We start from the raw sequence: 25,581 nt of genomic DNA, 5'->3' as shown, positions 1-25,581 counted from the left end.
TTATATAGTATAGTCATGAAAGTGTAGAAATATATACAGAAGGGTTGCTATGCAATGTGGATTCCATATGAGGAGATAAGATAGTATCCTCCCGATTTCGTAGTAAGGTACTGTTTTTTTTCTGCGTAGACTGAATTTATAAAAATACTAGGGCTGCTTGCAAACCCGCATGTTGCACGGTGATGAGGTACATATGGAAATGGGGAAATCGTTGATGGATAAAAAAGCGAAGCAAATTTTACTGAAAACCTTTTGGAGCAGCCAAGGCTGGAAAGAGCGTCCCAGCCATTATTCAGGAGCGGATTTTGAATATGCGAAAAGCAAGGGACTGATGTTCGATCTGTTGACGATCAGTCATGACGAGGGTGTGCGGAAGCTCGTCGCTTTACATAACCAGATTGCCAAGGAGCAGGTAGCGGCCGCTTTTTTGCATAGTCTGTCCACGAGAAAGGTGCATTTGCGCAGTGTGCTCTCCAGTTGGAGCTTGTCTCGTCAATTAGCCACGCATACGTTTGAAAGCAACGTAGGGAAATATACCGATCCGGAAAATGGCAGAAACTACGCGATGTATGGGGATTGCCATATTTGCGACCGCTGCCATATGGCCAGCCGCGAGATCTATCAAGACGAGGATCTGAATGTGCTGAACTTCGAGCGAATCAAATGGGGCGGCATTCGCTTGAATTACCTGCCCTATATGCTGCTCGATCTGGAGCTGCTGAGCAGGGAAGAGGACATTGAGGTACAAGCAGAGGATGTGGCTATATTGCGCCAGGTGCTCGAAACCATATCCGGCTGCGAACCAACCGATGCGGCGCGTCAGTTAGAGAAGCGGCTCCACGGTGTTTTCCCTTCCGGCAAGCATGAGCGGGATGTCTTTATGGAAATTTTCGCAACGGCGGGGATTCTGGCACCGGGCAAAAACAGGCCCGGCCGCGGCGGGAAAAACGACTTTTTTGCCGTCGTCAACTGGCGCGGGGAAGATGGGTATTCTGAGCATGAGGTGCGGAACTTGTTTGGCGCTTGGTTGTAGACAAATTCGCGCGTTCTCTAACCTGTTCAATGGGGCCTGAAAGTTATGATGGTGGACCAATGGACCAATGCTGCAAAAGTCAGGCTGTTGGAAAACCCCTGTTTTTTTCGGAGGGGTGATTACCTAATCGCAACTTGGCATTCAGAGCGTCATCGCCTTCTGGAGACATCATAATCTCCTGGGGTTTTAACGTGTGGAGGGAATTGCTGCTATTTTACAGGAATTTCGGCTCAATGAGTCCACATTTCGAGGAATTGCTGCACAGCTACATCATTTTAGGCCCTTTTGAGCTAAGTCGAAGAGAAACGGGTGAAATTGCTGCCGTTTTACAGGATTCCCTTTCTGGTGAAGTCGTCCCTACCGAATTGCTGTATTTGAGCAGGATTTTGCCTACTGAATCAACGTGTCTTGAGAAACCGTGCAGTTTTGAGGACTTCGCCTATCGGATAGACATTTCATTGTGCAGTTTTTAGGCACTTCGATTCAGATAAAATTTTTCTACTGAGAGACAAGTCCTGATAAAGTGCCCAAAAATCCTTTGGACTTTCTCAACAGCCTGAAAAGTGCAGGATTTTTGGCCGCTTTCGGTGACTTAAGAGGGAATTGCTGCAGCGCTGCATCAATTTCGAGAAATAGCGGGCGGGATACGATTTACATGAGAAAAATGATGTAATTTTGCAGGATTGGCGTCGAGTAGGCTTGCCCGATGAATCAAAACTGCCATTTTGCAGGATTGGTAAGACAGGGGGCATGTGCGTATGCTGCTCATATCGCCCGGCAAAGGCGCTGCCGATGTGGGTCGCGGGCGCGGCATTCTTGACTTGAATTCGCGGTAGCGGCCAGCCTTGACTAGAGGGTGCGGCAGCGGCGATCCTTGCGGGTGCGGTAGGCCTCGCAGCAGCGGCGCTCCCTGCGGGTGCGGCGGGAAGGCCCGGATGCCCCCAGCTTGACTAGAAGGGCCGAACGAGTCGGCTTATAGGCACAGGGCAGCCCCAGTGAAATAAGGCGGGATGATAGAGCATCATCCCGCCCGATAAATCACCTTATTCCAGTATGATGCGTTCGGACAAGGCATCCCACTTCAACGCTTGGCCTGTCAATTGGCTGAACGCTTCCAGACTCAGATAGAGGATATTGCTATCGACCTCGGCCGGAAGGGTGCTGGCTTTGCCGTTCACGGTCACTTTGCTGCCGCTCTGTACTTTCAAGGTAACATTGCCTTTCGCAAATGTCGTGACCTTTGCGTCCTTGTTGTCCGTGACTTTGATTTGCAGCGCTTGAGCTAGCTTGACGGCAGGGAAGAGTACGGTGCCGTCATTATTTCCTTTATATTTCGGGTACAGGTACTTCGCTTGCAATTCTTTTGTTGCTTTTTCCAAATCTAATCCTGCGACTTGCGCAATGCTGGTTGCGATTGCTGTGTTGTCGATCTGGCCTTGGACATGCTGCACGATCGGACCGTAAGCCCACACGCCGACGTCGACGGCCGAGTGGCCATGGCCGGACCAGCCAATCAAGTAACGCTTGGCCATCACTTGATTGAAGGCGCCTTCCTGCTTATAAGAGGCTCCGTCTCCCTGCAATATATATTGCGCTTCTTCTTCCGTAAGATCGGAAAATCCGGTATATTTCTGGATTAGCTCCTTGATTTTCGTTGTTGATGTTGCCTGGGCAAGCTGTGGCGCGAGCAGCTCGGAAGAAATTTGTTGTGCGTCCCATGCGTCCACGCTCAGCTCATAAATATTGTCACGGGAAAGCGAGAGGCCGCCCGTCTCATGGTCGGCTGTAATGACCACGGATGTGTTGCCGTCCTTCTTGGCGAAGTCAAGCGCTACCTTCACGGCGGCGTCGAAATCGAGCGTCTCCTGGATCATCGCGCCGAAATCATTCGCGTGGGCGGCATGGTCAATGCGTCCGCCCTCAACCATCATCGTGAACCCTACCGGATTCGTGGACAGAGCTTCGATCGCCTTGGCCGTCATGTCGGCAAGACTCGGTGTCTCTGGCTTGCGATCCAGCACATAATCGACATGGGAATCATGGAACAAGCCGAGAATTTTTTGGTTTTTGGACGTTAAAGCCGCCAAGCCTTTTTTATCGTAAACGACTTTATAGCCTTTTTTCTCGAAATCGGGAATGATCGTCTTGTCGTCACGCTTGCCTTTGTCTTCCTTGCTGACGAAATAGCGTTTGCCGCCGCCCAGCAGGACATCAACGCCGGACTCCAAATATTGAGAGGCGATCGCATTTTCATTGTCGCGGTTGCGGACGTGCGCGGCGTACACAGCCGGAGTAGCATGCGTGATTCGTGCTGTCGTCACTAATCCAGTCGACTTGCCGGCGGCTTTGGAAGCTTCGATCACGGAAGCGAATGGCTTGGAAATATCCTCGTTCGAGACGCTGATGGCCGCGTTGTAGGTTTTATGTCCGGTCGCAAAGGCCGTTCCCGCGGATGCAGAATCCGTAACTTCTCCAGACACGATGGTATCCCCGTCTTCGCCTTTGTCGGCAAAGGTCGTAGCTTGACCGACGTAAATGCTGTCCAGGTTCAAAGACGGCTTCTTCAGCTTATTTTTGGAGTAGATCCGTGCTGCGGATACTTGCGCGGGTCCCATGCCATCGCCGATGAGCACGATAACGTTTTTGGATTCCGGCTTCCGGTTCCCTGCTCCCGCAGCCAGCGCCGCATCGGACTGCCATGCGCCAAATGGAAGCATGAGCAGCGCCAGAGCCGCAACCAGCAATTTCCGTACGAATGGTTTCATTTGATATCCCTCCAAGCGAATATGTGCTTAACCCCCTTCATTATGGAAGGGGATTGTTAATGGAATTGTTAGGATATGTATTCGGAATGTGAAGCGGATATAAATGTTTTGTAAAAGGAGCGAGAGGCTAGAATATCTTGTGGCGGAGTGTGATCAAGCGGGGCCATAATTCTGGCTGCATCTATTTGACAACCGATTCATAATTCACTATAATGGCTTGTAATCTTATACGGAATATACGTTGAAAGAGCGCAGTAGCAGGCAGTCACTGTTCACAGAAAGCCAGGGGTTGATGGGACCTGGCAGCATACTGTTTCCTTGCGAATTACAACTCTGGAGTATCTTGGGTAATGCCAAGCGGGATAGCTCACGATAATGGGCTGAGAGCGGTATGATGATCCGGTTGTTCCGGTCATTGTACAAGTTGGGTGGTAACGCGGTTATTCAATCGTCCCTGGATCTGCTGGTGCAGATGAGGGGCGATTTTTTATTATCACGTATATTCAGATATAAGACCAAGACACAAGGACAGGGAGCTGAGAATGTTGAATATTATTGATGAACTGGAATGGCGCGAGGCGATTAATCAACAGACAGATGCTGAAGGGCTGCGCAAGCTGGTGGAAGAACATTCGATTTCGTTGTACTGCGGGGTGGACCCGACCGGAGACAGCATGCATATCGGGCATCTCATTCCGTTCATGATGCTCAAGCGATTCCAGCTGGCCGGGCACAAGCCCGTCATTCTGATCGGCGGCGCGACCGGAACGATTGGCGATCCGAGCGGACGGCAATCCGAGCGGTCGCTGCAGACGATGGAGCAGGTGCAGGCGAATGTGGATGCGCTGACCGCGCAGATGAAAAAGCTATTCCTGACCGATGGAGACAATCAGCTGCGTATGGTGAACAACTATGACTGGACGCATCAGCTGAATGTGATTGACTTTTTACGCGACTACGGGAAAAATTTCAGCATTAATACGATGCTGGCCAAAGATATTGTGTCAAGCCGCCTGGATAGCGGGATCTCCTACACTGAATTCTCCTACCAGATCTTGCAATCTATGGACTTCCTGCATCTGTACCGGGAAGAGGGCGTGCAGTTGCAAATCGGCGGTTCCGATCAGTGGGGGAATATTACGAGCGGCCTGGACTTGATCCGCAAAAAGGAAGGCCCTGAGGCCAAGGCGTTCGGCCTGACGATTCCGCTGATGCTGAAAGCGGATGGTACGAAGTTCGGCAAAACGGCCGGGGGCGCGATTTGGCTCGATCCGAAGAAGACGACACTGTATGAGTTCTACCAGTTCTGGGCGAACACCGATGACCGCGATGTCGTGAAATACTTGAAGTATTTCACTTTCCTCGATAAAGAGGCGATTGAAGCGCTAGCCGAGAAAGTGCGTACCGAGCCGCATAAGCGCGAAGCGCAAATAACGCTGGCCGAAGAAATGACGAGATTCGTTCACGGCGAAGAAATGCTGGCGCAGGCGAAACGAATTACCGCCGCGCTGTTCAGCGGGGATATCCGGTCATTGACAGCGGATGAAATTGAGCAAGGCTTCAAGGAAATGCCGACGTTTGAGGCTTCCGCGGAATCCAAAAATATCGTGGAATGGCTCGTCGATATTGGCATTGAGCCGTCGAAGCGCCAGGCGCGCGAGGATATTACGAATGGCGCCATTTCGCTGAACGGCGAGCGGGTGAGCGAGCTGGAATTCGTCGTCGGCGCCGAGCATGCAATTGAAGGCCGCTTCATCATTATCCGTAAAGGAAAGAAGAAATATCATTTGGTGAAATTGGTGTAAGTGTAAGGACGAAATGAGATACAAGCAAAACGGGGGGCAGGGCGATGTTGAAATCGCTGCTGTGCCTCGTTTTTTTCAGCGCTCTCGTTTAGGCGACTTATTCATCATCCTGGACAGGGCTTGCAATTGTTTTCTGTAAAAATCACAATGCACGCTTGATGGGTTTCGTCTAGGATGCCCGGTCCCTTTATTTGTAGGGCCTTACGTATGCGCGAAGTATTATTTGGAATACTAATACGTCAACTTGCTTGATGGGCTTAACCTTGGTCCGCCTTCAATGTAAGATTGCTTGTTTTTAGCATGTGATAGCAGATAACGAATAGCTTCCGTGCAATGGAAATACATGCTTTTTTCTTGCCGCGTTTGGATGCGATTTTCCAGAACTTCGTTGACAACTCTGTGTTTCGGGAGCGAGCGATTGCCCAAACCCCCTCGCATAAGGCTGCTTTGGGAAGATGATTGGCTCGAGCGATCACCATGTATTAGCAGTATTGGAGCATATGAGAGTCGATAAACCTGCTGATTTTCATGCTCGGTTTGTGAGCGAAAGATCATGTTCGTTTATTTCGGTACGACCTTAACAGCTCGTTCCAAGAAAGCTGTGGCAGGTAAATATATACTCAAGGTATCTTATTTATTGACACAAATTCAGTAAATTGGCATTCCCACCAGTTCCGTCAGTGACTAGGCTCTTTCCTCGACCGGACTCGTACCGGCTAGTTGTACCTAACTTGGTTGGCGCGTGAGACAAGAAAAAGCGACTCTTTAACGAGCCGCTTAGAAAAGGCTGATAGCGTAAACGACGCTCCAAATTATACTTGCATCGAATGGATTTCCAACACAGATTGAATATTCACCTGCCGGTAAGGATAACGAAGGTTACGAATTTGGAAAGCGTTTTGTAATAGCCTTCACCTGTTGCATTGAAAGTAAATTCCTACCTGGAATTATTTGGTTATATTCTCAGTTAGTCTTCCCAGTATATTTCGTCACTTTCATTTTGGAGAGAATATCTTTCCATTGTTCAGGTGTGAATTTATGTTCGTCTGATCGTTTTACTGATATCAGATCATTCCCAAAAGTACCAAATTAATTTGATACGTTCCTAATGTCATTTTAGTACATTTTGAAAAAACTATGCTTTAGACAAAAAGCAACTCACAAGGGATGCCTTTAAAAGTGATAAATTCAACTCAACTCAACCCAACTTCACTTGACATTTACTACTGAATGTAGTAATGTATTACTACAATACGTAGTAATGATACAACGAGGTGTACACCGTGAGCAAAGTTCAAAGATTGTCTGAAACCGAATTGGAGTTGATGGAAGCGATTTGGGAATATGACCATCCTGTCACATCTACCGAATTGCTACGCATTTTTGCCCAACGGGGTAAGGAATGGAAGGCACAGACCATTTCCACCTTCCTGTCGAGACTGGTGGACAAAGGGGCATTATCCATCGTCACACGGCAAGGCCGAACTAATTCATATGCCCCCATTCTTTCACAAGAAGAATATAAGCTTCAGGAAACACAGAACATTTTACACGGCTTATACCAAGGTTCAGTTAAAAACTTGATCTCATCTCTGTATGACGGAGATAGGCTTTCAGACGAAGATATTGCAGAGCTGAAACAGTGGTTCTCCAGGAAGTAGGTGGGCCAATGAGTAAACTTCTTGAACTGCTTAGTACGCTTTCTGTTGCGGGAAGCACCGTTGTAATCTGTATACTCTTACTGAGACTCATTCCACTAAACATTTCAACAAAATGGCGATATGTACTCGGAAAATTAGCGGTTTGGTTCTATATTCTGCCTGTTGCCCTTCTTTTTCAATGGTTTCCATTGCCGTTTACTACAAAACCAATAATAACTAATTCTGTATCTGGATTACCATCAACCATTTCTGCCGAATTAGCCGTTATCCTTATAAGTCTGTGGGGCATTGGAGCTGCGTCTTACTTCACATGGCAGATTTATTGCTACCGAAGGTTTATAAAGAGTTTGCAACGTACCCGTATCCCTGTTCTTGAGAATAGCGAAGCTGCAATAAAGCTACTTTCTATGAAGCAAGCACTTGACATTCAAAATAACGTCGAAATGGCATATAGCTCCGCAATCCGTAGTCCTATTCTCGTTGGTCTATGGAAGTCCACCATATTCCTGCCTATCGATAATACGATAAATGTGGATTTAAATATGATAATGCACCACGAACTGATCCACTTAAAACGGAGGGATTTATGGGTCAAGGCGCTTTCATTAGGAGCAAGTAGTTTGCATTGGTTTAATCCCTTGGTTCACGTTCTTCGTAAAGATATTCACATATGGAGCGAGTTGTCCTGTGACGAAGAAGTCGTGAAAGAAATGTCCTATGCCGAACGGAAACGATATGGTCAAACGATCCTGAACGTGATGGCAGGTTCAAAAGGATTGCCCGTTAGGTTTTGTACATCTTTATCCGGTGACGGAAAACAATTGAAAAGGAGATTGAATATGATGCTTAATGTGAAAAAACTGAAAAAGAAAACCATACTTTCTACCTCATTCGCAGTAATTATCGTGGGAACGATTGGTTTATCGTCGGCCGTTTGGGCCTCAATAAATGCACCTGATGTTGAAATAGATACAAAACTCGCAAAAATTAGAAACGGAGTAACAATTAAAAGTGAAGGTGTCAAAGAAGGGAATTTAAATGATCACCGACACGAAATAAAGCATCTTAAACCATAATGTGATAGGAGAAAGTTCATGTTATTTATAATACTGAGCGTTATTGGCATTATCCTATGGAAGACCGGAAATGCCAAAATGAGAATAGCGATTGCTTACACCGCTATGGGGCTTGCAACGGCTGCATTCTTGTATACTGCCTCGCAATTCAACACTTCACAAAATAATTCGGTTGTAGTACAAAGTGAAGGTGTTATTGAGGGAGATATAAATGACCACAAGCATGAGAAGCAACAGTATGTACCTTAGACCCTTACCCGCAACCGGCTTACTTCATGTAAAAAGAACACCGCTAACGGCAATGTCATTAAGTTTAGCTCCAAGACAAGAGCGGAAATAAAAATGGAATCCGAAACGGCATGGGAAAAAGCCCTGTGCCGTTTCTTTTTTGTATACAAGAAAGGAAAAAAGTGTACAGCAAACAAAGCGGAGGGATGATCCGCTTAAAAAAATGTTCATATGAAACGAATTATGCTACTCTATAGACGAAGCTAACTACTGATTTCCAGCGGATTTTGCGCGTATTCTGCTGCCCTGGGCGAACGGGGCGAATCGGCAAAATGTTTTTGCGGATCAGTGCTTCAACATCGGGCGAGGGTTCATCGTCCCTTGAGCGCAGGAAGTGTCTACACACGTGAACGGCAACCGTGAAGTTGACTTGATAGGGGTGCCGTTTCTCCATTTGGGAAATGACGACGTGCGAGGTCATCATTTCAGCGAAATTGTACAGGAGCATTCTTGCGAAAATCTCTTGGGTAATGGACTCTCGTTTCTTTGCATGAAAATTCGTCAGACCGACGGTGTACTTTAATGCCCGGAATGAGGTTTCAATGCCCCATCGCATGTTATACATAGACATGATTTCACCCGGTGGGAAATCCGTGGCGGTAAGATTCGTAATGACGGTCTCAAAAGCGCCACTCGGCAGGACGAAACGAACCACCCGAAAGGAAATCGGGTAAAACAAGTTCTCGTGCAAATCCAAAAAATCAAAGGTTGACGTGGAAGGGACGAACTTGTACCTCTCTGGATGAGCCTTGACCGCTTTGGTTTGTTTTTTGGTGAGTGTCAGATGAATGTCCCTATCAAACTCTCCGCTAGAGGGCAAACGCAAGCCCGAAAGAATACCATTGGAATCCAAATCCTTTACCCGTATGACATAGTTCCACCCTTTGCGTTCAAGATGCGCGAAATTGTTGTAACTTTCATAGCCTCTATCGGCAATCACAATGGTTTTGCCCTTGATGGGAGAACGGTCAACCATAGCAGCCAGCGCCCTTCCCTCGTTGCATAACCTTCGTGGCTGAACAATGGCATCCACGTACAGTCTGTTGCACAAGTCATAGGCAGCGTTCAAATGCAGAAGGTTATTGCCTTTCGTGTTCGGTTGACTTTGAAAATAGGTGTCCGTGTCCGCAGAGTCAGTTGCGATATGCAAATCCGAACCGTCAAAGGCAAGTAATCGATACCCTCGGTAGTCCTTGATATCCGTAACCGATTGCGTAAATGCGTGAAACAAGAATTCCACAGCAGACGGCAGGACTTTATTCCTCTGTTGGACAAAAGCGGAAGTGGTTGCGGTGTTTACGTCATAGCCTTGTGATTCCAAAAGTTCCTTATATATGCTGTTGCCCCCCATGGAGATCAGGAGTTGCATCACCGTTTCAAAGGGCAGCTTTTTCTTTCGGGTAAAATCTTTTTCAGGGTTTTTGACATAAGGAGCTGGTGCGGCTGCCATTTCTCGTATAAGGGATGTCAGCGTTTTTTTTAGCGAAATCGCATACTCATTCATGGACGTGGCCTCCTCGTGTTTCAAGGGTCTTCGCCACACATATCCATCTACCTGTTAAGTCTTGATTTTCTTTCAAAAAAAAGAGCGGGCTATCTTTTCGATAACCTGCTCTTTTGCTTGATTATGGTTTCCGCGCCTTATCTTAATGACATTGCCGCTAACGGTGTTCTTTTTTGCTTCTTCGCCATATGAAAAACTGTTAATACTGGAAATCAAGAGAGCAGTAGAATCTAAAGGAAGGGCAACTGGAGGACCTTCTTCATATCCGGAACCGTGATACATTCGTGAGGTGAGTCCAGCCTGGAAGCCAAGCGATTGGACGTATACGTCAAGTTTCTAGAGCGGGCGTTATTCCCATGTGCAAAGTGTGGTGAGCCCAGAGTCAATGTTCCATGGACACTGGATAAACCGAATCATTACTTTACCCTGCATTTCGATGCGCTCATCATCAAGCTTGCCAAGGATATGCCGATGAATGCCGTCAGTCGGTTGCTCGGAGAACATGATACTCGGCTGTGGCGTATACTTCATCATTACAATCCGATCGTGGCGCAGGACTTGTCCTACGTCACTAAAATAAGCACGGATGAGACGTCGGCTAAGCGCGGTTACAACTACATAATTATCTTCATGGATACTAAGAAAAAAAACGTTATTTACGTAACCAAAGGCCGGGATTTCAGTACATGGGCGGAATGCAAGAAGCAGTTAGAGGCCCGTGGCGGCAAGGTAGACAACATTACGGAAGTCTGTATGGACATGTCACCGGCGTTTATTAAAGGAATACGCGATATCTCTGGCTGAAAAATCGGACAAACTGAGTCATGCCCAGAAACAAACAATGGATATGGATAAGCTTAAAGAATGCGATCTTGATACAGCCAAGGCGTACAGGATGAGGCTGATCCTGCGGGAAATCTATCGTTTTCTTAGCTTCGATTGCACCTATGGTGCTTCAGGATTGGATTCAGTGGGGGCTGCGCTGCCGTTTAGAGCCGATGGTTGAAGTCGCAAAAATGCTATAGAAGCATTATGACGGCGTCATTCGATGGTTTAAATCGAAGCTGAACAACGGTTTACTGGAAGGTGTGAATAGCCTCTTCCAAGCCGCCAAACTGTTTTTGCAATCGAAAAGTGCGAGTTCTGCAGCCAAGAAATTTTATCAATATATAGCAACAAGTAAGGTTTATGCATAGGTTTGACATGGAGCCTCTATGAGCATGATTCACTGCGAAGGGGTGAAGCTACAGGCTTCGCAGAGGCCAGTAAGCCTAATATGCCCATATCTCCATATAAAACCAGTTACTTTTGCTGCAAAACTGAGCATCCTTGCGGTGCAACAAACAGCACAGCCAAACGAAAAGGCAAGAGGTTACCGTTCTGAGAAAAACATCATCGCGATGGTATATGTACTGGCAGGGAAGCTCAATTTCGCCTTGAAATGAAAAAGGAATTGGCAACAGCATGGAGCCACGCATCGCTCGCATCTGAACCAATCCCCTTGTCCGATTTTCAAAGAGTTTCTGGAATTTTCATAGAGCATATTATGCTGGTAGCATCGCTAGCGGCGAAGAGCCTCTTTTTTGGTATTTAAAATCAATGTTCATAATAAACGGTTCCGTCATACCAACCTTGCAGCCAAATTCTAGGGTACTGATTCTGAACAGGTTGACCTAATACCTCAAATTTGTAATGACCGACAACATCGGATTCATAGTAATTCCAATCACGGCCACCCTCCTGTTCATCGGTTGTTAACCCGTCAAACGACCAGCCTATAGCCCAGTGAGCAACATAAGGAGTCGCCGTTCGGCTCGCGTAAGTCAAGAAATTATCTGACCCAACAGTCCATTCAATAGAGTGTTCTTGTCTCCAAAGGACTCCATCAACTATATTTTTGCCTTCTACCTGACGGCCATACGTATAAGTTTTTAATGGTGTTACAAGGTCTGTGACAACTGTATCAACCTGAACAAGCGCAACTGCTACAGCCAGTTCTTGGTCATCCGAAAGGCCGGCAGTCTTGGCATTGAGCTCTTGAGCACCTACTCCTTCAGCAGCGTACTGCTCTAGCAGTGAAGTTCCCTGGCTCGCTAATCCTTTTACAGCGGTTTTTTCTTCATCTGTATACTTACTCCATAAAGCTTGGGCATCTTCACTATGAACCAAAGCCTTAGCCAAAGCTTGTCCATCAAACTGGCTTTCCGCTTGTGCAAAAACAGACGTCGACAAAGTTAACATCAATACTAACGTCAGTAAAACCGATAAATATTTCTTCATTTTAATCCTCCTCAAAAATAAATTTAAAATAAAAAAATTAGCCCTTCAAACCAACCATAAAAAAAGAACTCACCTCCCCATTTCCTCGATGCAAGCTACCCTCTTTTCTATGGCAAGTTCTAGTTGGTTTACAGCTTCTTGTTTGTTACCTCGCTCAAGTCAAGTAAGGTAGCCTTGAAGATGTCTGTAACCGAAAGAGCTAATCTACTACTAAGACGATTTATCCTAGCAAATTATGACGCTTTTTTTAGCTGAGTCCATATAACTGTGTAAAAAAGAAAATAGCAAAAAGAAGAGTCATAGCAAGGATCCTCGTATAGAATGAGGTTGTCGAGACAACATTCCAAAGGAGGATCTAGCTATGACCCAATACCAGATTATCCCAGATTCACAACTTTTGCATTAACTGTTTTTATTCGAATCAAGAGATGCGGGAATAGCGGCCCTATTAGAGTCCATCTTAAATCAAGTATTGCAGGCGCAAGCAACGAAACAACTGAAGGCGGGGCACTATGAGCGCTCAGAAGAACGTGCAGGTTACCGTAATGGATCATATCCTCATCGGCTGACAACACGGGTGGGAAAATTAATCCTGCAAGTTCCGCGTTTCCGCAACGGTCGGTTCTCGACGGAACTTTTTTCTCGATACCAACGTAGTGAGCAAGCCCTTATCTTAGCCATGATGGAGATGGTGCTCAATGGTGTCTCAACGCGAAAGGTAAGCAATATCACTGAAGAACTATGCGGGACGGAGTTCTCCAAATCGACTGTTAGTGAGCTCTGCAAGCAACTGGATCCCTTCGTAGAGGAGTGGAATAACCGAAAACTGGACAAGGCCTACCCATTTCTTAGTGTAGACGCCCTGTACGTCGAAGTTCGGGAGGACGGTCGTGTGCGCTCACGTGTCGTGATGATTGCAACTGGGATTAATGCGGATGGCTACCGGGAACTGCTTGGACATGCCGTAGATGATACCGAGTCCGCATCAACGTGGGGAGCTTTCTTTACGCACCTCAAAAGTCGTGGGTTATCCGGTGTTGATATCATTACAAGCGACCAACACGGTGGTTTGGTAAAAGCGATTCGGCAACATTTCCAAGGCGTAACCTGGCAACGGTGTCAAACCCACTTTATGCGTAATATTCTAGATGCTGCTCCTAAATCGTGCCGTGACGTAGTGAAGGCTCATGTAAGGGCCATCTACGAAGCTGCTGATGAGACCAGTGCCCGTACACTGCTAGAGCGGACACAAGAAACATTTAAGATAAAGCTCCAAAGGCCATGAGGGTCTTAGAAGAGGGCTTTGAAGATGCGACAGCGACCGGCTACCTGTCGGAAACGTACACGCACCACAAATGCTATAGAACGTCTGAATGGCGAGTTGCGGCGTCGAGAACGCGTCATTCGCATTTTTTCCAACCGAGCCTCTGTCCTTCGTCTTTTTGAAGCGCTAGCCGAGAAAGTGCCACCGAGCCGCATAAGCGCGAAGCGCAAATAACGCTGGCCGAAGAAATGACGAGATTCGTTCACGGCGAAGAAATGCTGGCGCAGGCGAAACGAATTACCGCCGCGCTGTTCAGCGGGGATATCCGGTCATTGACAGCGGATGAAATTGAGCAAGGCTTCAAGGAAATGCCGACGTTTGAGGCTTCCGCGGAATCCAAAAATATCGTGGAATGGCTCGTCGATATTGGCATTGAGCCGTCGAAGCGCCAGGCGCGCGAGGATATTACGAATGGCGCGATTTCGCTGAACGGCGAGCGGGTGAGCGATCTGGAATTCGTCGTCGGCGCCGAGCATGCGATTGAAGGGCGCTTCATCATTATCCGCAAAGGAAAGAAGAAATATCATTTGGTGAAATTGGTGTAAGTGCAAGGACGAAATGAGATACAAGCAAAACGAGGGGCAGGGCGATGTTGAAATCGCTGCTGCGCCTCGTTTTTTTCAGCGCTCTCGTTTAGGCGACTTATTCATCATCCTGGACGGAGCTTGCAAATTGATTGTTTTAATAATTGACAAATATATGACAGTTAAGTAAACTTAACTTAATCATAAACTTTTAAAATGAATTAGGGATGATAAATCTGTGCATGAATATTTAATCATTATAGACAAAATCAATCAAAAATTTGAGCAGTTCAAGTTGTTAGTTTTACAAGAAACCAAAGAGGTTGGGGAATTAGACAACTTTCACTTAACGCCTCAACAAGAAATTATAATGTCTTATATCATTCGTAATGAGCCGGTAATTGCCAAAGATATTGCAAATCATTTTGATATTTCAAAAAGTGCGGTTAGCCAAGTAATTTCAAAGCTTGAAGAAATGAACATGATATATCGTCAAGAGAATTCAACAAACCGTAGAGAGACCTTTATTTATCTTGGGGACAGGGGTCAAGAGTTTCATCAGCTTCTAAAAAAAATTGACGACATCCTTATGGAAAAATATTACTCGAAAGTAAGCTTGACAGAGTTAAAAAATGTTCTTGATACATTAAATAAGATTGTCGGAGCCTAAAAAAACAAAGGGAGTTAAGATAGTGGGGAAAAATTTGAAAAAACTAACCAATCGTATACATTATTTACCGCATGATCCTGAAACAGATCGGCCAATACTGTCTGCTATATGTGGGATTCACCAAACTTTAATTGTAGATGCAGGAAATTCTGAAAAACATGCTAAGTTATTTCTTGGTGAACTAGATCAATCTCAAATTTCTAATTATCATTCTGTAGTATTAACACATTGGCATTGGGATCATAGCTTTGGAACAAATCAGATGAATATGTTAACCATAGCACATGAAAACACAAAAATGCATCTGAAAAAAATGATGGTATATGATTGGTCAGACGAAGCTTTAGATAATCGTGTAGAAAAAGGCTTAGAGAATCAGTTTTGTTCAGAAATGATAAAAAAAGAATTTGGAGTGGACAGAAATATCATTATCACTTTACCTAATATTACTTTTAAGGACAAATTTGAGATTGATTTAGGTGGTATTCGGTGTGTAATCAAGCATGTAGGTGGAGATCATTCTGATGACTCCTCACTCATTTTTGTAGAGGAAGAAAAAGTACTTTTCTTAGGGGACTGCTTGTATCCAAGTATTTACACACAACAACCACAATATAAGATTGATAATGTTAGACATCTCTTAGAAAATATTGAAATGTTTGAGGCCGAAATCTATGTGCTTTCGCATGAACCTCCATTATCTAAAAATGATTTTATCGGTTATATAAGGCTATTGAAGTTAATTTGTGATTTGACAGAAAAACATCAAAGAAACCACTTGAATTTGGTTCATGAGCTATCTGCTCAACTAAATCGTAAATTAAGTCAATTAGAAGAAGAAATTGTTTATTGTTTTATTAATGGACTATAAGTTGGTTCAACAATATTCATCATTTCAATGTCTGAGAAGTGTCATGCTCAGGCGTTTTTTTATAAAGTCGGATATGTGTGGAAACAAGATAAATAAACTGTAAAGATATCTTTAGCTTAATGAAAGTTGCCATCCTTATACACAATCCCTGCTTCAATGTGAATATGAAATGAATGTGAAGTTAGAAGTACTTTAAGAAGCTTACAGGATTTCAAACTAGGGGGGGAATAACTTGAATAAAGCAATGTCTTGGTCTTTTATGCGTTTATATATGTTGGCATTTCGGCAATTGGATTAATCATGGGTGCCTATATGTTTACGACTATGTTTTTCAGACCATGGGCAGGTCAAATTATTCATAAATACGGACCGATAAGGGTTTTGCGTGTCATACTTTTATGTAATGGTCTAGCTTTGATTAGTTATACAGTAACAGGATTAGGCGGCTTTTTTGTAGCGCGTATACTTCAGGGGGTCTCTACGGCCTTTTTCTCGATGGCATTACAGATTGGCATTATTGATGCGTTACCAGAGAAGGAGCTCTCGCAAGGTGTATCCTTGTATTCTTTGTTTACTTATATGCCTGGTATTATTGGACCTATTCTTGCATTAGGGATATGGGAAAGCGGGGGTATGAATTACTTTACATTTGCTATGATTGGTATAGCTGTGATGACAGGGGTTTTTGGTTATAGTATCAAAATACAAGATAATAATGAAGCTAAAATTGAGACAGAAGCTGAAACTGTTAATAATGTATTTAAATCCTTTAGTTATTTGGTGACAAACCCATTTTTATTTAAATGCAGTGTACTAATGTTAACTGCATCTACAGTGTTTGGCGCAATAGCAACGTTTATCCCTCTGTATGCTAATGATTTAACGAGTGGCAATGCTGGTATTTACTTAATGCTTCAAGCAGGTACAATTGTTTTGGCAAGGTTTACGCTGAGAAAGAGAATTCCTTCCGATGGTAAGTGGCACCCTAAATTTATAATGGGGATTATGTCTATTTTAGCAGTAGCAGCTGGAATGGTTAGCTATTCGTTAACGGGTGGGGCCATCTTTTTATACATAGGAGCTATCTTGATGGGGACAGCTCAGGCATTATTGTATCCTACATTAACAACCTATTTGACATTTGTGTTACCAAATGCAAACCGTAATGTGTTGCTCGGTTTATTTATCGCCACGGCTGATTTAGGTATTACTTTAGGCAGTGCAGTAATGGGACCAGTCGCAGATTTTACGTCCTACTCTCAAATGTATACAGTTTGCGCTCTTTTAGGTGTTGTAATGATTTTCTTTGCTTATGAGCGTTCAATAACATGAACATGATTGAAATCTTGCAATTGTATATTTTTCGATATATAATCGCAATGATTACCTATTTGTACGTGAAGAATGTATGTGAGATATATGAATTGTACCATCATTTGCACTTATAACGAGGAAATGGCGAAAGGAGGAGTATTCGTATGAAGAAGAGAGCTTTAAAGTCTTTGTCTGCAGGTACGGGGTACTCCACTGCTGTTTTCTTTGATGCTGCGCAATCACGGGAGAAGTGTGTCCAAAATTGGATAACAGCGGCTACTTCCTGCAGCATTGCGCACGCTTACTTATAAGACAGCGGATATAATGCCACAGGCCGCTTCCCTGTGGTTACATAGCTTGTGCTAAGCGCCACAGGGTTCCTGTGGCGTTTTTAATTTTTAACCACAAAGGAGAAGAGAACTATGAAATGGATCGGAAGTAATGTGTACGTCAGACCTGTCGAGGTGTCGGATGCGGATATGCTGCTCGCTCTCGAAGTAAAGAACAGGGATTTCTTTCAACAGTTCACAGGGTTGCGGGAAGCGTCTTTTTATACGCTCCAAGGCCAGGAGGATCGTATTAAAGAGGCGATGGAGCAAAGCAAAGAAGACAAAGCATATTTGTTTGTCATTTGTGCGCAAGCATCGGGACAAATCATTGGCGAGATTATGTTGACCGAAGTCGTAAGATACAACCTGCAAAGCTGTTGGATTGGCTACTTTCTCGATAAAGAACAGAACGGGAAAGGCTATATGACCGAAGCGGTCAAGCTTGTTGTCAACTATGCGTTTCAGGAACTGGATCTTCACCGCATCGAAGCGGGGGTCATGCCGCATAACACAGGTTCCCTCAAAGTGCTGTTAAAAGCCGGGTTCCATAAAGAAGGCATCGCCAAGAAAAATGTAAACATCAATGGCTATTGGGAAGATCATCAGACATTAGCTATCGTAAACGACAATACTTGGGAAGGGAAAGAGGTCAAAAAGGTTCAACGCAGCAATCCGACTACGGTTGCCGCTCCGGTCGGCCCTTATAGTCATCTCACTGTCGTTCCGAAAGGGGCGGAATTGCTGGTGCTGTCCGGACAAGTCGGGACTGACATGAACGGAGACATGCCTTCGGATTTGAACGGGCAGCTATCGAATACGCTGCAAAATATTTTGCGCATCCTGAAAGGGGAGGCGGTGCCCGCCGATAATATTATCAAGATCAATATTTTGGCTACCGAAGAAATGGATTGGGACTACTTCGATGAAGTGTGGGAGAAGTTCCATGGGGGGATCGCTCCTTCGATGACGATGTCCTATGTGCCGGCTCTGGGGCTTCCTTCTCTCAAAGTCGAAATCGAAGCGTGGGCCGCCAGATGGTAATGCCAAATCGTTGTACCAGTTAACATAATAAATATTACCGCCCCTCCTCGCAGGCGGGGCGGTTTGTTATCGCCGGCAAGACCTGTGCTCCCTATTGATAGTGAGATGTATCCCCGTACATTTCAATCATGGGAACATGGTCCTCTATCGATATTTTGCTGAGACTGGCCGACTGGATATCCGGCAAGGTTCCAAGCTCATGCAATGTTTTTTTCCCATAGTAGCCCATAATCGTCTTCAGGGTAATGCGGTGAGTCACAATCAGCACGGTCTCGCCCTGGTGTCTGGAGATGATGCTGTCGATAGCGGGGATCGCCCTGCCTATCAATTGCTCATAGGTTTCTCCGAAGCCGGTTGGCTGATACAAGTCCGGGCGGTTGAAAAAATGAAAATACTGCTGCGCAAACTGATTCTCGATAAATTCGATATGCTGTCCTTCCCACAGCCCCATATTGATTTCCATTAGTTCATCCATCGGTCTGATGCTGACCTGCTTATTGCCCGCCGCGATCCGGGCCGTTCTCCAAGCCCGCAGACTGGAGCTTGAATAGAGCGCATCCAACGGCACCGGCGCTAATCTGTGCTGCAGCCATTCCGCTTGAAGCACGCCCAAGCTTGTAAGAGGCGAGTCTTTGTGCCCCTGCATTCTCTCTTCCACATTCCATTCCGTCTGTCCATGTCTCGTCAAGTATAAAGTCGTCTTTGCCAAGGCTCAGCCCTCCATATTTACTTCCGTTATCGTCTCGAGTATACTATTGAAAAATATAGAATAATAATATATTTTGAACGCTACATATAATGAAAATATATAATAGGAGCGCTTCATATGAATTTGCATGCCCTCAAAATATGTTATACCGTTGCCTTGACAGGGAGCGTGACGAAAGCGGCGGAGAAGCTGAATATTAGCCAGCCGGCCATCACGGCCCAGATCAAGAAATTCGAGAAGGAATTGGGAGTATCTTTATTCGAACCGAAAGGAAGGGGAGTCGCGCTTACGGCCATTGGACAAAAAATAATGAATCCGGCAAAGCGGCTTTTTGCATTGGAAGAGCAAATCGAAGCGATCGTGGAAAACTATCGAACTCATCGCAGCGGGAGATTGCGTATCGTCGGGACGTATTTGGCAACGAGCTGCCTCATTCCAAGATGGGCCGCCCGATTCAAAAGCAAGCATCCGGAAATTGAGGTGCAGATTACAACGGCGAACACGCAGGAGGCGCTGGAGCAGCTCATCAATTATGCGGCGGATATCGCGGTATGCGGAGGAGAGCCCGATAGTCATTCCGGGGAAGTAGAGCGGGAGGAGCTCTATCAGGATGAAGTATGGTTCGTCGTCGCCCCGGATCACAAGTATGCGAATCAGCATATCACCTTCCGTCAAATGATGACGGAGCCCTTTATTATGCGGGAGGAAGGAAGCGCTGTTCGGGAGCGGCTATTCGCTCTATGCAAGACGAACATGGTGAGCCCTCCCCAAGTCGCGCTCCAATTTAGCGGGCTGAACGAGACGATCCATGCAGTCGCTTCCGGGTATGGAGCCAGCTTCATCTCTTCTCTGGCAGCCAGGGAGTATGTCGATCGGGGAGCGCTGGCCCGAGTGCATGTGGACGAGCTGCTTCCTGTCAATACAATTGCTTTATGTACGCGTAAACACGAAAAATCCGAAGCTTACGTTACCGAATTTATATCGATTATTCGCCGACATCTGCATGGCCTCGCAAATGGAGCCAATTAACAAGAACGAAGGGAGCTGATTGGATGGACATCGTGTCTGTATTATCTTTTCTGGGGGTAGCCGTTCTTCTTACGTTGATGCCCGGCCCGGATAATCTGTTTGTCCTTGCGCAGAGCATATCATTTTTATACTCCAGGCCATTATCCTGTTTAGTGTGATTAGCATTTTTCGGAAAAACTGCGGTACCTATTGTTACGAAATCCGTCGATCTCGCGCAAGATGAACTATATCCAAGGTTCTTTTCTGGGGGGAGCAAGAGCTGATGTTGCACAGATTAAGGATATTTTCTTTATTCAGGAAGCGATAGATCCACTGGGATTGACTGTTGAAATTGAAGGATTTCATGTTCCGGCTTCTTTGGCTCCTTAATTTTCTTTTAATCTACCAGCATATTTAATCGATGTTAGTTTATTTATATCTCTAGTCATTTTGTTTCTTAAATGATCATATAACTCATCATCACTATACTCACGTTCAGGGCAGTAGCATTGATAAACTCTACCCAGGCGTGTAAAACCTTCTATTCCAGCATCACCGCCGTGAACTGCTGGTATCTCTGTAAAATGCTCATCTTGAAATTTCATTCTATAACATGAATTTATTCAAATCTCCCAAGAATCACCATCTAACGGAGTGTTTATAAAATTAAGAATCATTAAACTACCCCACCTAATAACTTAATGGATATTGAGCTTCTTTTATCAGCGTATTGATTTAAAACATTAATATCAACAATGAAGCTATCGAAAGAACTAAGATAACGAACTTCTGCCAATTGAAAACTCAAAAACACTTTAACAACGATTACCTCTTTATTAATAAAAAAAAGATGATCATTTTTACGAGGAAATGTAGTAGTCATAATATCAGATCCTCACTTAAAACTAGCAAAAACGCCCCTTCAAATCCTCATTTTACCATTGAAACCTATTTGATATCTCAGGCTTGATAACAAATGTCCGATTTCAACTCTTGTCGAACGACACATGTTATGTTCTGTTGACCTATACAAATCTTTTGTACTCTAGTTTACTGGAATAGCACATTGTTTTTGTCGCATTGACACAAAGTTACCCCTATTAATGAAGTACTTTGCTAAATCATATGGATAACTATCTTTTTCAGTGCATACCTTAAGACATTCTTTTGTAGCTCGTTTCAATTCCTCATAAATTACAAAACGCTTGGAACCTAATGGAGTCTATTCCGAGGAAAGATGTTCACTCGGTCCCCATTTCGTCCCCAGTATGCATAACACATAAAGCCCCGATATAATGCCGGGGGCAAGTACCAACTCGCTCCTCTACCTTAATCGACACTTTTGGATGGGATTTTTACGTTCGTTTTTCGCCACTCCAAATAATCCTTCATATCAAGATACTTTCGGCCATTGCTCCATTTTTCTTCTATCTCCATTAGCAAGGTTCCAAGTAATCGTTAGGCAGAATCGCGGCGTGGAAAGTTACGAATCACACCGCACGACGCCGTACTTCCATGTTTACACGCTCTGTCGTACGACAGACACTCAGGTACTTCTCTGGAATCGACATTACCGCCGTAGCGTCGTCGAAACCTTGCTCCAGTATGCGCATCGCTCGCAAGTGGAGGCTTGCTGCTCCCGCCTCTCGCTGGCTTCCCCCTACTTCCCGATGTAGAGTGGGATCATTCGCGGCTTCCTAAGTGTGGAAACATATGGTTGACATTCGACAGATTTCGCTATCAGATGCCTATAATTTGGCGCGATAGACCTATGTGGAAGACTCATTGACGCTTGTTAGTCGTTTTTTTATGATGTAGACAAAATGCTAAATATATCCTCCCCATTTAGCTTTCTGAGCCCATATTACTAAGAAGAAGGGACTACCCTTATGAACTATATGGACGAGCAGGTCCTTAGCATCAAAAACAAGCTTAATCATAATGCTGCATCTAATAACAATAACGAAATTACGATCCTATCTCAAACGACTGTAAACGCTCACGATAAAACGATGACTGAACAAATATCATCGTTACGGCTGGGCAATGACCTCATTCCATTGGAAATGAAAGTGATTTTGGACGGGAAAATGGAGGTTAGCGTTCCGAAATTGTTTAAGCTAATGCCGCTTGCGCAAGCCAGGTTTAAATATCCTTCGGAGCATCGGCCGGAGGTCATATATACTTCGGAGGATGGGACGGTGAATATCACCTTTAATCGAACGGAAACCCCTTTGGCGGTCGAGGAGCTTCCTGATTTTGTCGAGCAGATGGCAGACGTTCTGCGGTCTGTACAACCTATCCGTAACTGGATGGGTACTCAAGTGATGATGAATCGTTCGGGTCTATCCATCGGGATAATCCGTTTTATAGCTGCAGGCGTGGATACGAATTTGTACAACGAAATCCTGCTTTTTGTCCATGAAGGACAAGTGATGATGGGGACGTTTAACTGTATGGAATCGGACATGGAGGGATGGCTGCCTGTAGCGGAAAATACGGTCCAATCACTTCATTCTATGCCATCGCCCTTGCACCCTACGTTGAGGAAAGGAGCGGATTCGCTATGAGCCTGGGCTACGATAATATCCAAATCCATCCCTATAAGCTGGTCGAGCTGGAGCAGCTTACCCTCATGAAGAAAATTAACGAGCATACCCGGCTTTATTTTACCGGAATTATCCCGGAAGAGATGCGGGACAGCTATGTGGAAGAGACGGAGAAGAACACGGTCATTGAGGTGAGTCAGCGGGAGGAATCGGGCGACAGCAAGCCGCTATTCAGCGGGATCGCCCTTTCGGTCGAAGTGAAGGTCGTTCGGGATGTGTACTATCTTGTGGTCGAGGCCATTTCTCATACCTACCGGATGGATATCCAGCAGCGCACCCGTTCTTTTCAGTATACCAAAATGACGATTCCCCAGATGTTGGAGATCATTGGCGCGGATTATGAAGGGCTGGACGTGATTGATGGAGCGACAGGCGGAGAGTCCATCGGGCGGATTGCTATCCAGTATCAAGAGACGGACTGGGCTTTTTTACGACGCATGGCTTCCCGCTATCATACAAGTCTGATGCCTGTGGCCCGGTTTGACAGTCCTAAATTTTATTTTGGCATCGAGGACACCCCGGTACAGGCGGTGCTGGATCATACCCGTTATACCGTGCGCAAGCAAATGCTGCCTTTCCGTTATTTTCAGCAGAACGAGCAGGTAAAGGTGGACGAAAATGATTTTATTGTTTATGAGGTAGAGACGGACGAGGTGCTGGATTTGGGGGCCCGGTTGGCTTTTCAGGGACACAGCTTGTTTGTCATTCAGGCCTATTCGGAGATGAGACAGGGGCTGCTGCGGCATCAATATGTGCTTACCCCGTACAAAGGCTTACGGCAGAAATGCTACTATCAGGAAAAACTGGCGGGTGCTTCGCTAGGCGGGGTGGTCGTGGACGTGCGTCAGGATCAGGTGCGTATCCATCTGGATTGCGACGAGAAGCAGGAGATCGATCAGGCGCATTGGTTTCCTTATTCAGCGGTGTATAGCAGCGGGGGACATACAGGCTGGTACGTGATGCCGGAAATAGGGGACCCGGTTTCTTTGTATTTTCCAGGCAGCCGTGAAGAGGATGGGATTGCGGGAAGTGCGGTTCGACGTGCGGGCAGAGAGCGCGGACACAACAAGTTTTCCAATCCGCAGATGAAAATCTGGCGAACGCCTCATGGAAAAGAAATTCGTCTGGGACCGAATGAACTGGTTGTGACGGGGAAAGATGGCGCTATTTTTATCAAGCTGGACGATAAGGAAGGCATTCATATTGTGAGTAATAAGCAGGTGAGTATATCGGCGGGTGGCAACTTGAGCTTGTCTGCCGGGAAAAAGATGAGTTTGTCCGCAGGCAGCGAGCTGCGTATGGCGTGCAAAGGCAGTCATATTCAATTGAGCGGGTCAGCGGATATGAAGGGCAGTGAAGTCAAGTCGAACTAGGCTATTTATGGTGCGGCCGCAGGATGGCGGCAGCATGATGAGATGACATAGGAAGAACTTCAAGGTCGTGGAGGAATGCACAAATGGAGGAGCCTAACGAAGAGCTAAATCCACAGCAGCAAGCCCAAGCCGTCTTGAAGCAGGCGTGGTTTCTTATCCGTAGAGATTGGGCATTGAAGTTCAAGGCGGTACAAGAGCAGCGGATAAAGGCCTGTATCGAGGATTTTCGGGGGTATTGCCGGGATATTCGGCGCGAACAGATTGAAGGAAGAAAAGGAAAGATCGGTTATATCACCTGCTCCATGCTGCGAACCGCATGGTTGGAGGGGCGGCCTGCTTATCTGGTGGAGGCTTCGGATGCTCGATGGATGCTTGATCCTGAGCCGATCCGATTTGAATGGGATATAAGCTGGTCCTATGCCTATTGGGCCGATTTGCAGCAGCAATTACGAAGGGAGGCAGAGAAGCAGTTTATGTCTCTATCAGAGCTTGAATGGGAGCATGCCATGCTGGAGGCGGCAGAACATGTTCATGCACTCCTTGTAAATATGATGCGCCTGGCGATGAAACAGGCCGTGTGCTTGCCGGAGTTTCAAGAGCTGGAGCGGGAAGAGATATTCGAGATTCGTGTGGGGGAATACATGGACCATAGCGTATCGGTGTATCGCGAAGATCGCAGAGCTATGGAGGCGAGTGAGATTCGGTCATGGCTGGAGGAAAAAGAAGAATATGCGTACAGCTATCAAGCGTTGACCCAGGTTCATCTGTCAGATGGAGATTACAGTCTGCTGGATTTTCGCTATACGGCTTTTCGGCAGATGGAGATGGAGCGCAGCCGCTTGCATGGCTGTGTTTTGGTAGGAACGGTATGGCAGCAAAGCCAGTTGAATGGAATCGACTTGACCTACAGCTTGCTTTGTGGAGCCAATTTTAGCGGATGCTCGATGAAGGGGCGATATTCGATGCCGTTATGGGGAACGCCGGATTCGGACCAGGCGCTTCTTTAGATTGGGAGCCATTGGGTTTTGTTGGCGTGGATTTCACAGGGGCGAGCTTGCAGCAGGCCCGTTTTACAGATGCACAGCTGCGCGGAGCCGTGTTTCAAAACGCGTTACTGCATCGAGCGACTTTGAACGGGGCGGATCTAACGGATGCCTGCTTTGCTGGAGCAGATGTATCAGGTGCATCTTTTGAAGGTGCTTGTTTGAGCGGGGCTGATTTTACGGGAGCCAATGTACAAGGAGTCATGTTTACGGATGCACAGCGTAGAGAAGCCATTGGATTGGACGGGGCAACTTTGGCGACTTCGCTTCCAGATGGAGAGCCGTCTTCTGAGCCGGCACAGGTAAGGGATGCCGTTAGGAAAAGGGAGTGGCTGCATTGAGATATTTTCGACT

General features: G+C 45.8%; 18 protein-coding genes and 7 pseudogenes. 18 read left to right on the top strand and 7 right to left on the bottom strand.

The annotated features are described in order from the left end of the window. Positions 1–214 precede the first annotated feature (214 nt). Positions 215–1,033 carry a hypothetical protein gene (locus FLT43_RS04010; protein WP_087441974.1) on the top strand — a complete coding sequence of 273 codons (819 nt, stop codon included), beginning with the start codon at positions 215–217 and terminating at the stop codon, positions 1,031–1,033. Positions 1,034–2,076: 1,043 nt separating this feature from the next. On the opposite strand, the gene FLT43_RS04005 is transcribed toward FLT43_RS04010, so the two are convergent. Further along, complete coding sequence (locus tag FLT43_RS04005) at positions 2,077–3,798, bottom strand: alkaline phosphatase (RefSeq protein ID WP_087441688.1); 1,722 nt, start codon at positions 3,796–3,798, stop codon at positions 2,077–2,079. 545 nt (positions 3,799–4,343) lie between these two features. Here FLT43_RS04005 and tyrS point away from each other — a divergent pair. The 4 genes from tyrS (at position 4,344) to FLT43_RS03985 (ending at position 8,589) form a co-directional block, all read left to right on the top strand. After that, the gene (gene tyrS / locus FLT43_RS04000; protein ID WP_087441973.1) at positions 4,344–5,603 is read left to right on the top strand and encodes a tyrosine--tRNA ligase; all 1,260 of its coding nucleotides are present in this window, start codon (positions 4,344–4,346) and stop codon (positions 5,601–5,603) included. A gap of 1,283 nt (positions 5,604–6,886) precedes the next feature. After that, complete coding sequence (locus FLT43_RS03995; RefSeq protein WP_087441687.1) at positions 6,887–7,264, top strand: BlaI/MecI/CopY family transcriptional regulator; 378 nt, start codon at positions 6,887–6,889, stop codon at positions 7,262–7,264. 8 nt (positions 7,265–7,272) lie between these two features. Next, positions 7,273–8,340 carry a M56 family metallopeptidase gene (locus tag FLT43_RS03990; RefSeq protein ID WP_087441686.1) on the top strand — a complete coding sequence of 356 codons (1,068 nt, stop codon included), beginning with the start codon at positions 7,273–7,275 and terminating at the stop codon, positions 8,338–8,340. Positions 8,341–8,358: 18 nt separating this feature from the next. Then, positions 8,359–8,589 carry a hypothetical protein gene (locus tag FLT43_RS03985; protein ID WP_087441685.1) on the top strand — a complete coding sequence of 77 codons (231 nt, stop codon included), beginning with the start codon at positions 8,359–8,361 and terminating at the stop codon, positions 8,587–8,589. A gap of 220 nt (positions 8,590–8,809) precedes the next feature. Here FLT43_RS03985 and FLT43_RS03980 read toward each other — a convergent pair whose 3' ends face one another. Then, a complete protein-coding gene (locus FLT43_RS03980) occupies positions 8,810–10,132 on the bottom strand; it encodes an IS4 family transposase (RefSeq protein ID WP_115057867.1) in 1,323 nt (440 codons plus the stop codon). Between the two features lie 263 nt (positions 10,133–10,395). Here FLT43_RS03980 and FLT43_RS30770 point away from each other — a divergent pair. Continuing rightward, positions 10,396–11,247 (top strand): annotated as a pseudogene (locus FLT43_RS30770) (transposase); the annotation flags it as partial. Positions 11,248–11,728: 481 nt separating this feature from the next. Here the strand turns inward: FLT43_RS30770 and FLT43_RS03970 are convergent. Next, the gene (locus FLT43_RS03970) at positions 11,729–12,412 is read right to left on the bottom strand and encodes a hypothetical protein (RefSeq protein ID WP_087441022.1); all 684 of its coding nucleotides are present in this window, start codon (positions 12,410–12,412) and stop codon (positions 11,729–11,731) included. A gap of 472 nt (positions 12,413–12,884) precedes the next feature. Here FLT43_RS03970 and FLT43_RS03965 point away from each other — a divergent pair. From FLT43_RS03965 to FLT43_RS03940, 6 genes and pseudogenes are all read left to right on the top strand, one after another. After that, positions 12,885–13,814: pseudogene (locus FLT43_RS03965) on the top strand (IS256 family transposase); the annotation flags it as partial. Between the two features lie 42 nt (positions 13,815–13,856). Beyond that, positions 13,857–14,281, top strand: a pseudogene (locus FLT43_RS03960) (S4 domain-containing protein); the annotation flags it as partial. Between the two features lie 217 nt (positions 14,282–14,498). Beyond that, a complete protein-coding gene (locus tag FLT43_RS03955) occupies positions 14,499–14,930 on the top strand; it encodes a MarR family winged helix-turn-helix transcriptional regulator (RefSeq protein WP_087441021.1) in 432 nt (143 codons plus the stop codon). Positions 14,931–14,952: 22 nt separating this feature from the next. Continuing rightward, the gene (locus tag FLT43_RS03950; protein ID WP_164776668.1) at positions 14,953–15,801 is read left to right on the top strand and encodes an MBL fold metallo-hydrolase; all 849 of its coding nucleotides are present in this window, start codon (positions 14,953–14,955) and stop codon (positions 15,799–15,801) included. Positions 15,802–16,033: 232 nt separating this feature from the next. Continuing rightward, positions 16,034–17,133 (top strand): annotated as a pseudogene (gene cntE, locus FLT43_RS03945) (staphylopine family metallophore export MFS transporter CntE). 404 nt (positions 17,134–17,537) lie between these two features. Further along, positions 17,538–18,485: a GNAT family N-acetyltransferase gene (locus tag FLT43_RS03940; protein ID WP_087441019.1), complete on the top strand. Its 948-nt coding sequence runs from the start codon at positions 17,538–17,540 to the stop codon at positions 18,483–18,485. 91 nt (positions 18,486–18,576) lie between these two features. Here the strand turns inward: FLT43_RS03940 and FLT43_RS03935 are convergent, their stop codons facing one another. Continuing rightward, positions 18,577–19,194 carry a histidine phosphatase family protein gene (locus tag FLT43_RS03935; RefSeq protein ID WP_087441018.1) on the bottom strand — a complete coding sequence of 206 codons (618 nt, stop codon included), beginning with the start codon at positions 19,192–19,194 and terminating at the stop codon, positions 18,577–18,579. A 117-nt stretch (positions 19,195–19,311) separates the two neighbouring features. Between FLT43_RS03935 and FLT43_RS03930 the strand changes: the two genes are divergently transcribed. From FLT43_RS03930 to FLT43_RS29205, 3 genes and pseudogenes are all read left to right on the top strand, one after another. Continuing rightward, positions 19,312–20,223 (top strand): LysR family transcriptional regulator, encoded by a 912-nt coding sequence (locus tag FLT43_RS03930; RefSeq protein ID WP_087441017.1) that lies wholly within the window; start codon positions 19,312–19,314, stop codon positions 20,221–20,223. Between the two features lie 23 nt (positions 20,224–20,246). After that, a pseudogene (locus FLT43_RS29955) lies at positions 20,247–20,345 on the top strand (LysE family translocator); the annotation flags it as partial. Positions 20,346–20,442: 97 nt separating this feature from the next. After that, entirely contained in the window at positions 20,443–20,592 is a 150-nt protein-coding gene (locus FLT43_RS29205; RefSeq protein ID WP_181823469.1) for a hypothetical protein, read from the top strand. Here the strand turns inward: FLT43_RS29205 and FLT43_RS03920 are convergent. From FLT43_RS03920 to FLT43_RS29950, 3 genes and pseudogenes are all read right to left on the bottom strand, one after another. Further along, entirely contained in the window at positions 20,589–20,807 is a 219-nt protein-coding gene (locus tag FLT43_RS03920; RefSeq protein WP_127510986.1) for a hypothetical protein, read from the bottom strand. The two genes, FLT43_RS29205 and FLT43_RS03920, sit on opposite strands and share 4 nt — an antisense overlap. A gap of 71 nt (positions 20,808–20,878) precedes the next feature. Beyond that, positions 20,879–21,085, bottom strand: coding sequence for a hypothetical protein (locus FLT43_RS03915; protein WP_127510987.1), 207 nt, complete (start codon positions 21,083–21,085; stop codon positions 20,879–20,881). Positions 21,086–21,531: 446 nt separating this feature from the next. Further along, positions 21,532–21,821: pseudogene (locus FLT43_RS29950) on the bottom strand (transposase); the annotation flags it as partial. A 270-nt stretch (positions 21,822–22,091) separates the two neighbouring features. On the opposite strand from FLT43_RS29950, the gene FLT43_RS03910 reads away from it, so the two are divergent. The 3 genes and pseudogenes from FLT43_RS03910 to FLT43_RS03900 all read left to right on the top strand — a co-directional run bounded on the left by FLT43_RS03910 (position 22,092) and on the right by FLT43_RS03900 (position 25,568). Continuing rightward, positions 22,092–22,772, top strand: coding sequence for a hypothetical protein (locus FLT43_RS03910; RefSeq protein ID WP_087441016.1), 681 nt, complete (start codon positions 22,092–22,094; stop codon positions 22,770–22,772). Beyond that, positions 22,769–24,184 (top strand): phage baseplate assembly protein V, encoded by a 1,416-nt coding sequence (locus FLT43_RS03905; RefSeq protein ID WP_087441015.1) that lies wholly within the window; start codon positions 22,769–22,771, stop codon positions 24,182–24,184. Before FLT43_RS03910 ends, FLT43_RS03905 begins: the two co-directional genes overlap by 4 nt. Before the next feature lie 83 nt (positions 24,185–24,267). Continuing rightward, positions 24,268–25,568, top strand: a pseudogene (locus FLT43_RS03900) (pentapeptide repeat-containing protein). The last annotated feature ends 13 nt before the right edge of the window (positions 25,569–25,581 follow it).

This window comes from Paenibacillus thiaminolyticus, from assembly GCF_007066085.1.
In the GTDB taxonomy this organism is placed as follows: domain Bacteria; phylum Bacillota; class Bacilli; order Paenibacillales; family Paenibacillaceae; genus Paenibacillus_B; species Paenibacillus_B thiaminolyticus.
Note: the sequence above shows the minus strand (reverse complement) of the source record. Positions and strands in the feature narration are given on the sequence as shown.

Coding starts and splice junctions, on each gene's coding strand:
- FLT43_RS04010 (WP_087441974.1), top strand. CDS start 215: ATGGATAAAAAAGCGAAGCAAATTTTACTGAAAACCTTTTGGAGCAGC.
- FLT43_RS04005 (WP_087441688.1), bottom strand. CDS start 3,798: ATGAAACCATTCGTACGGAAATTGCTGGTTGCGGCTCTGGCGCTGCTC.
- FLT43_RS03990 (WP_087441686.1), top strand. CDS start 7,273: ATGAGTAAACTTCTTGAACTGCTTAGTACGCTTTCTGTTGCGGGAAGC.
- FLT43_RS03985 (WP_087441685.1), top strand. CDS start 8,359: ATGTTATTTATAATACTGAGCGTTATTGGCATTATCCTATGGAAGACC.
- FLT43_RS03980 (WP_115057867.1), bottom strand. CDS start 10,132: ATGAATGAGTATGCGATTTCGCTAAAAAAAACGCTGACATCCCTTATA.
- FLT43_RS03970 (WP_087441022.1), bottom strand. CDS start 12,412: ATGAAGAAATATTTATCGGTTTTACTGACGTTAGTATTGATGTTAACT.
- FLT43_RS03940 (WP_087441019.1), top strand. CDS start 17,538: ATGAAATGGATCGGAAGTAATGTGTACGTCAGACCTGTCGAGGTGTCG.
- FLT43_RS03930 (WP_087441017.1), top strand. CDS start 19,312: ATGAATTTGCATGCCCTCAAAATATGTTATACCGTTGCCTTGACAGGG.
- FLT43_RS29205 (WP_181823469.1), top strand. CDS start 20,443: ATGAACTATATCCAAGGTTCTTTTCTGGGGGGAGCAAGAGCTGATGTT.
- FLT43_RS03920 (WP_127510986.1), bottom strand. CDS start 20,807: ATGAAATTTCAAGATGAGCATTTTACAGAGATACCAGCAGTTCACGGC.
- FLT43_RS03915 (WP_127510987.1), bottom strand. CDS start 21,085: ATGACTACTACATTTCCTCGTAAAAATGATCATCTTTTTTTTATTAAT.
- FLT43_RS03910 (WP_087441016.1), top strand. CDS start 22,092: ATGAACTATATGGACGAGCAGGTCCTTAGCATCAAAAACAAGCTTAAT.
- FLT43_RS03905 (WP_087441015.1), top strand. CDS start 22,769: ATGAGCCTGGGCTACGATAATATCCAAATCCATCCCTATAAGCTGGTC.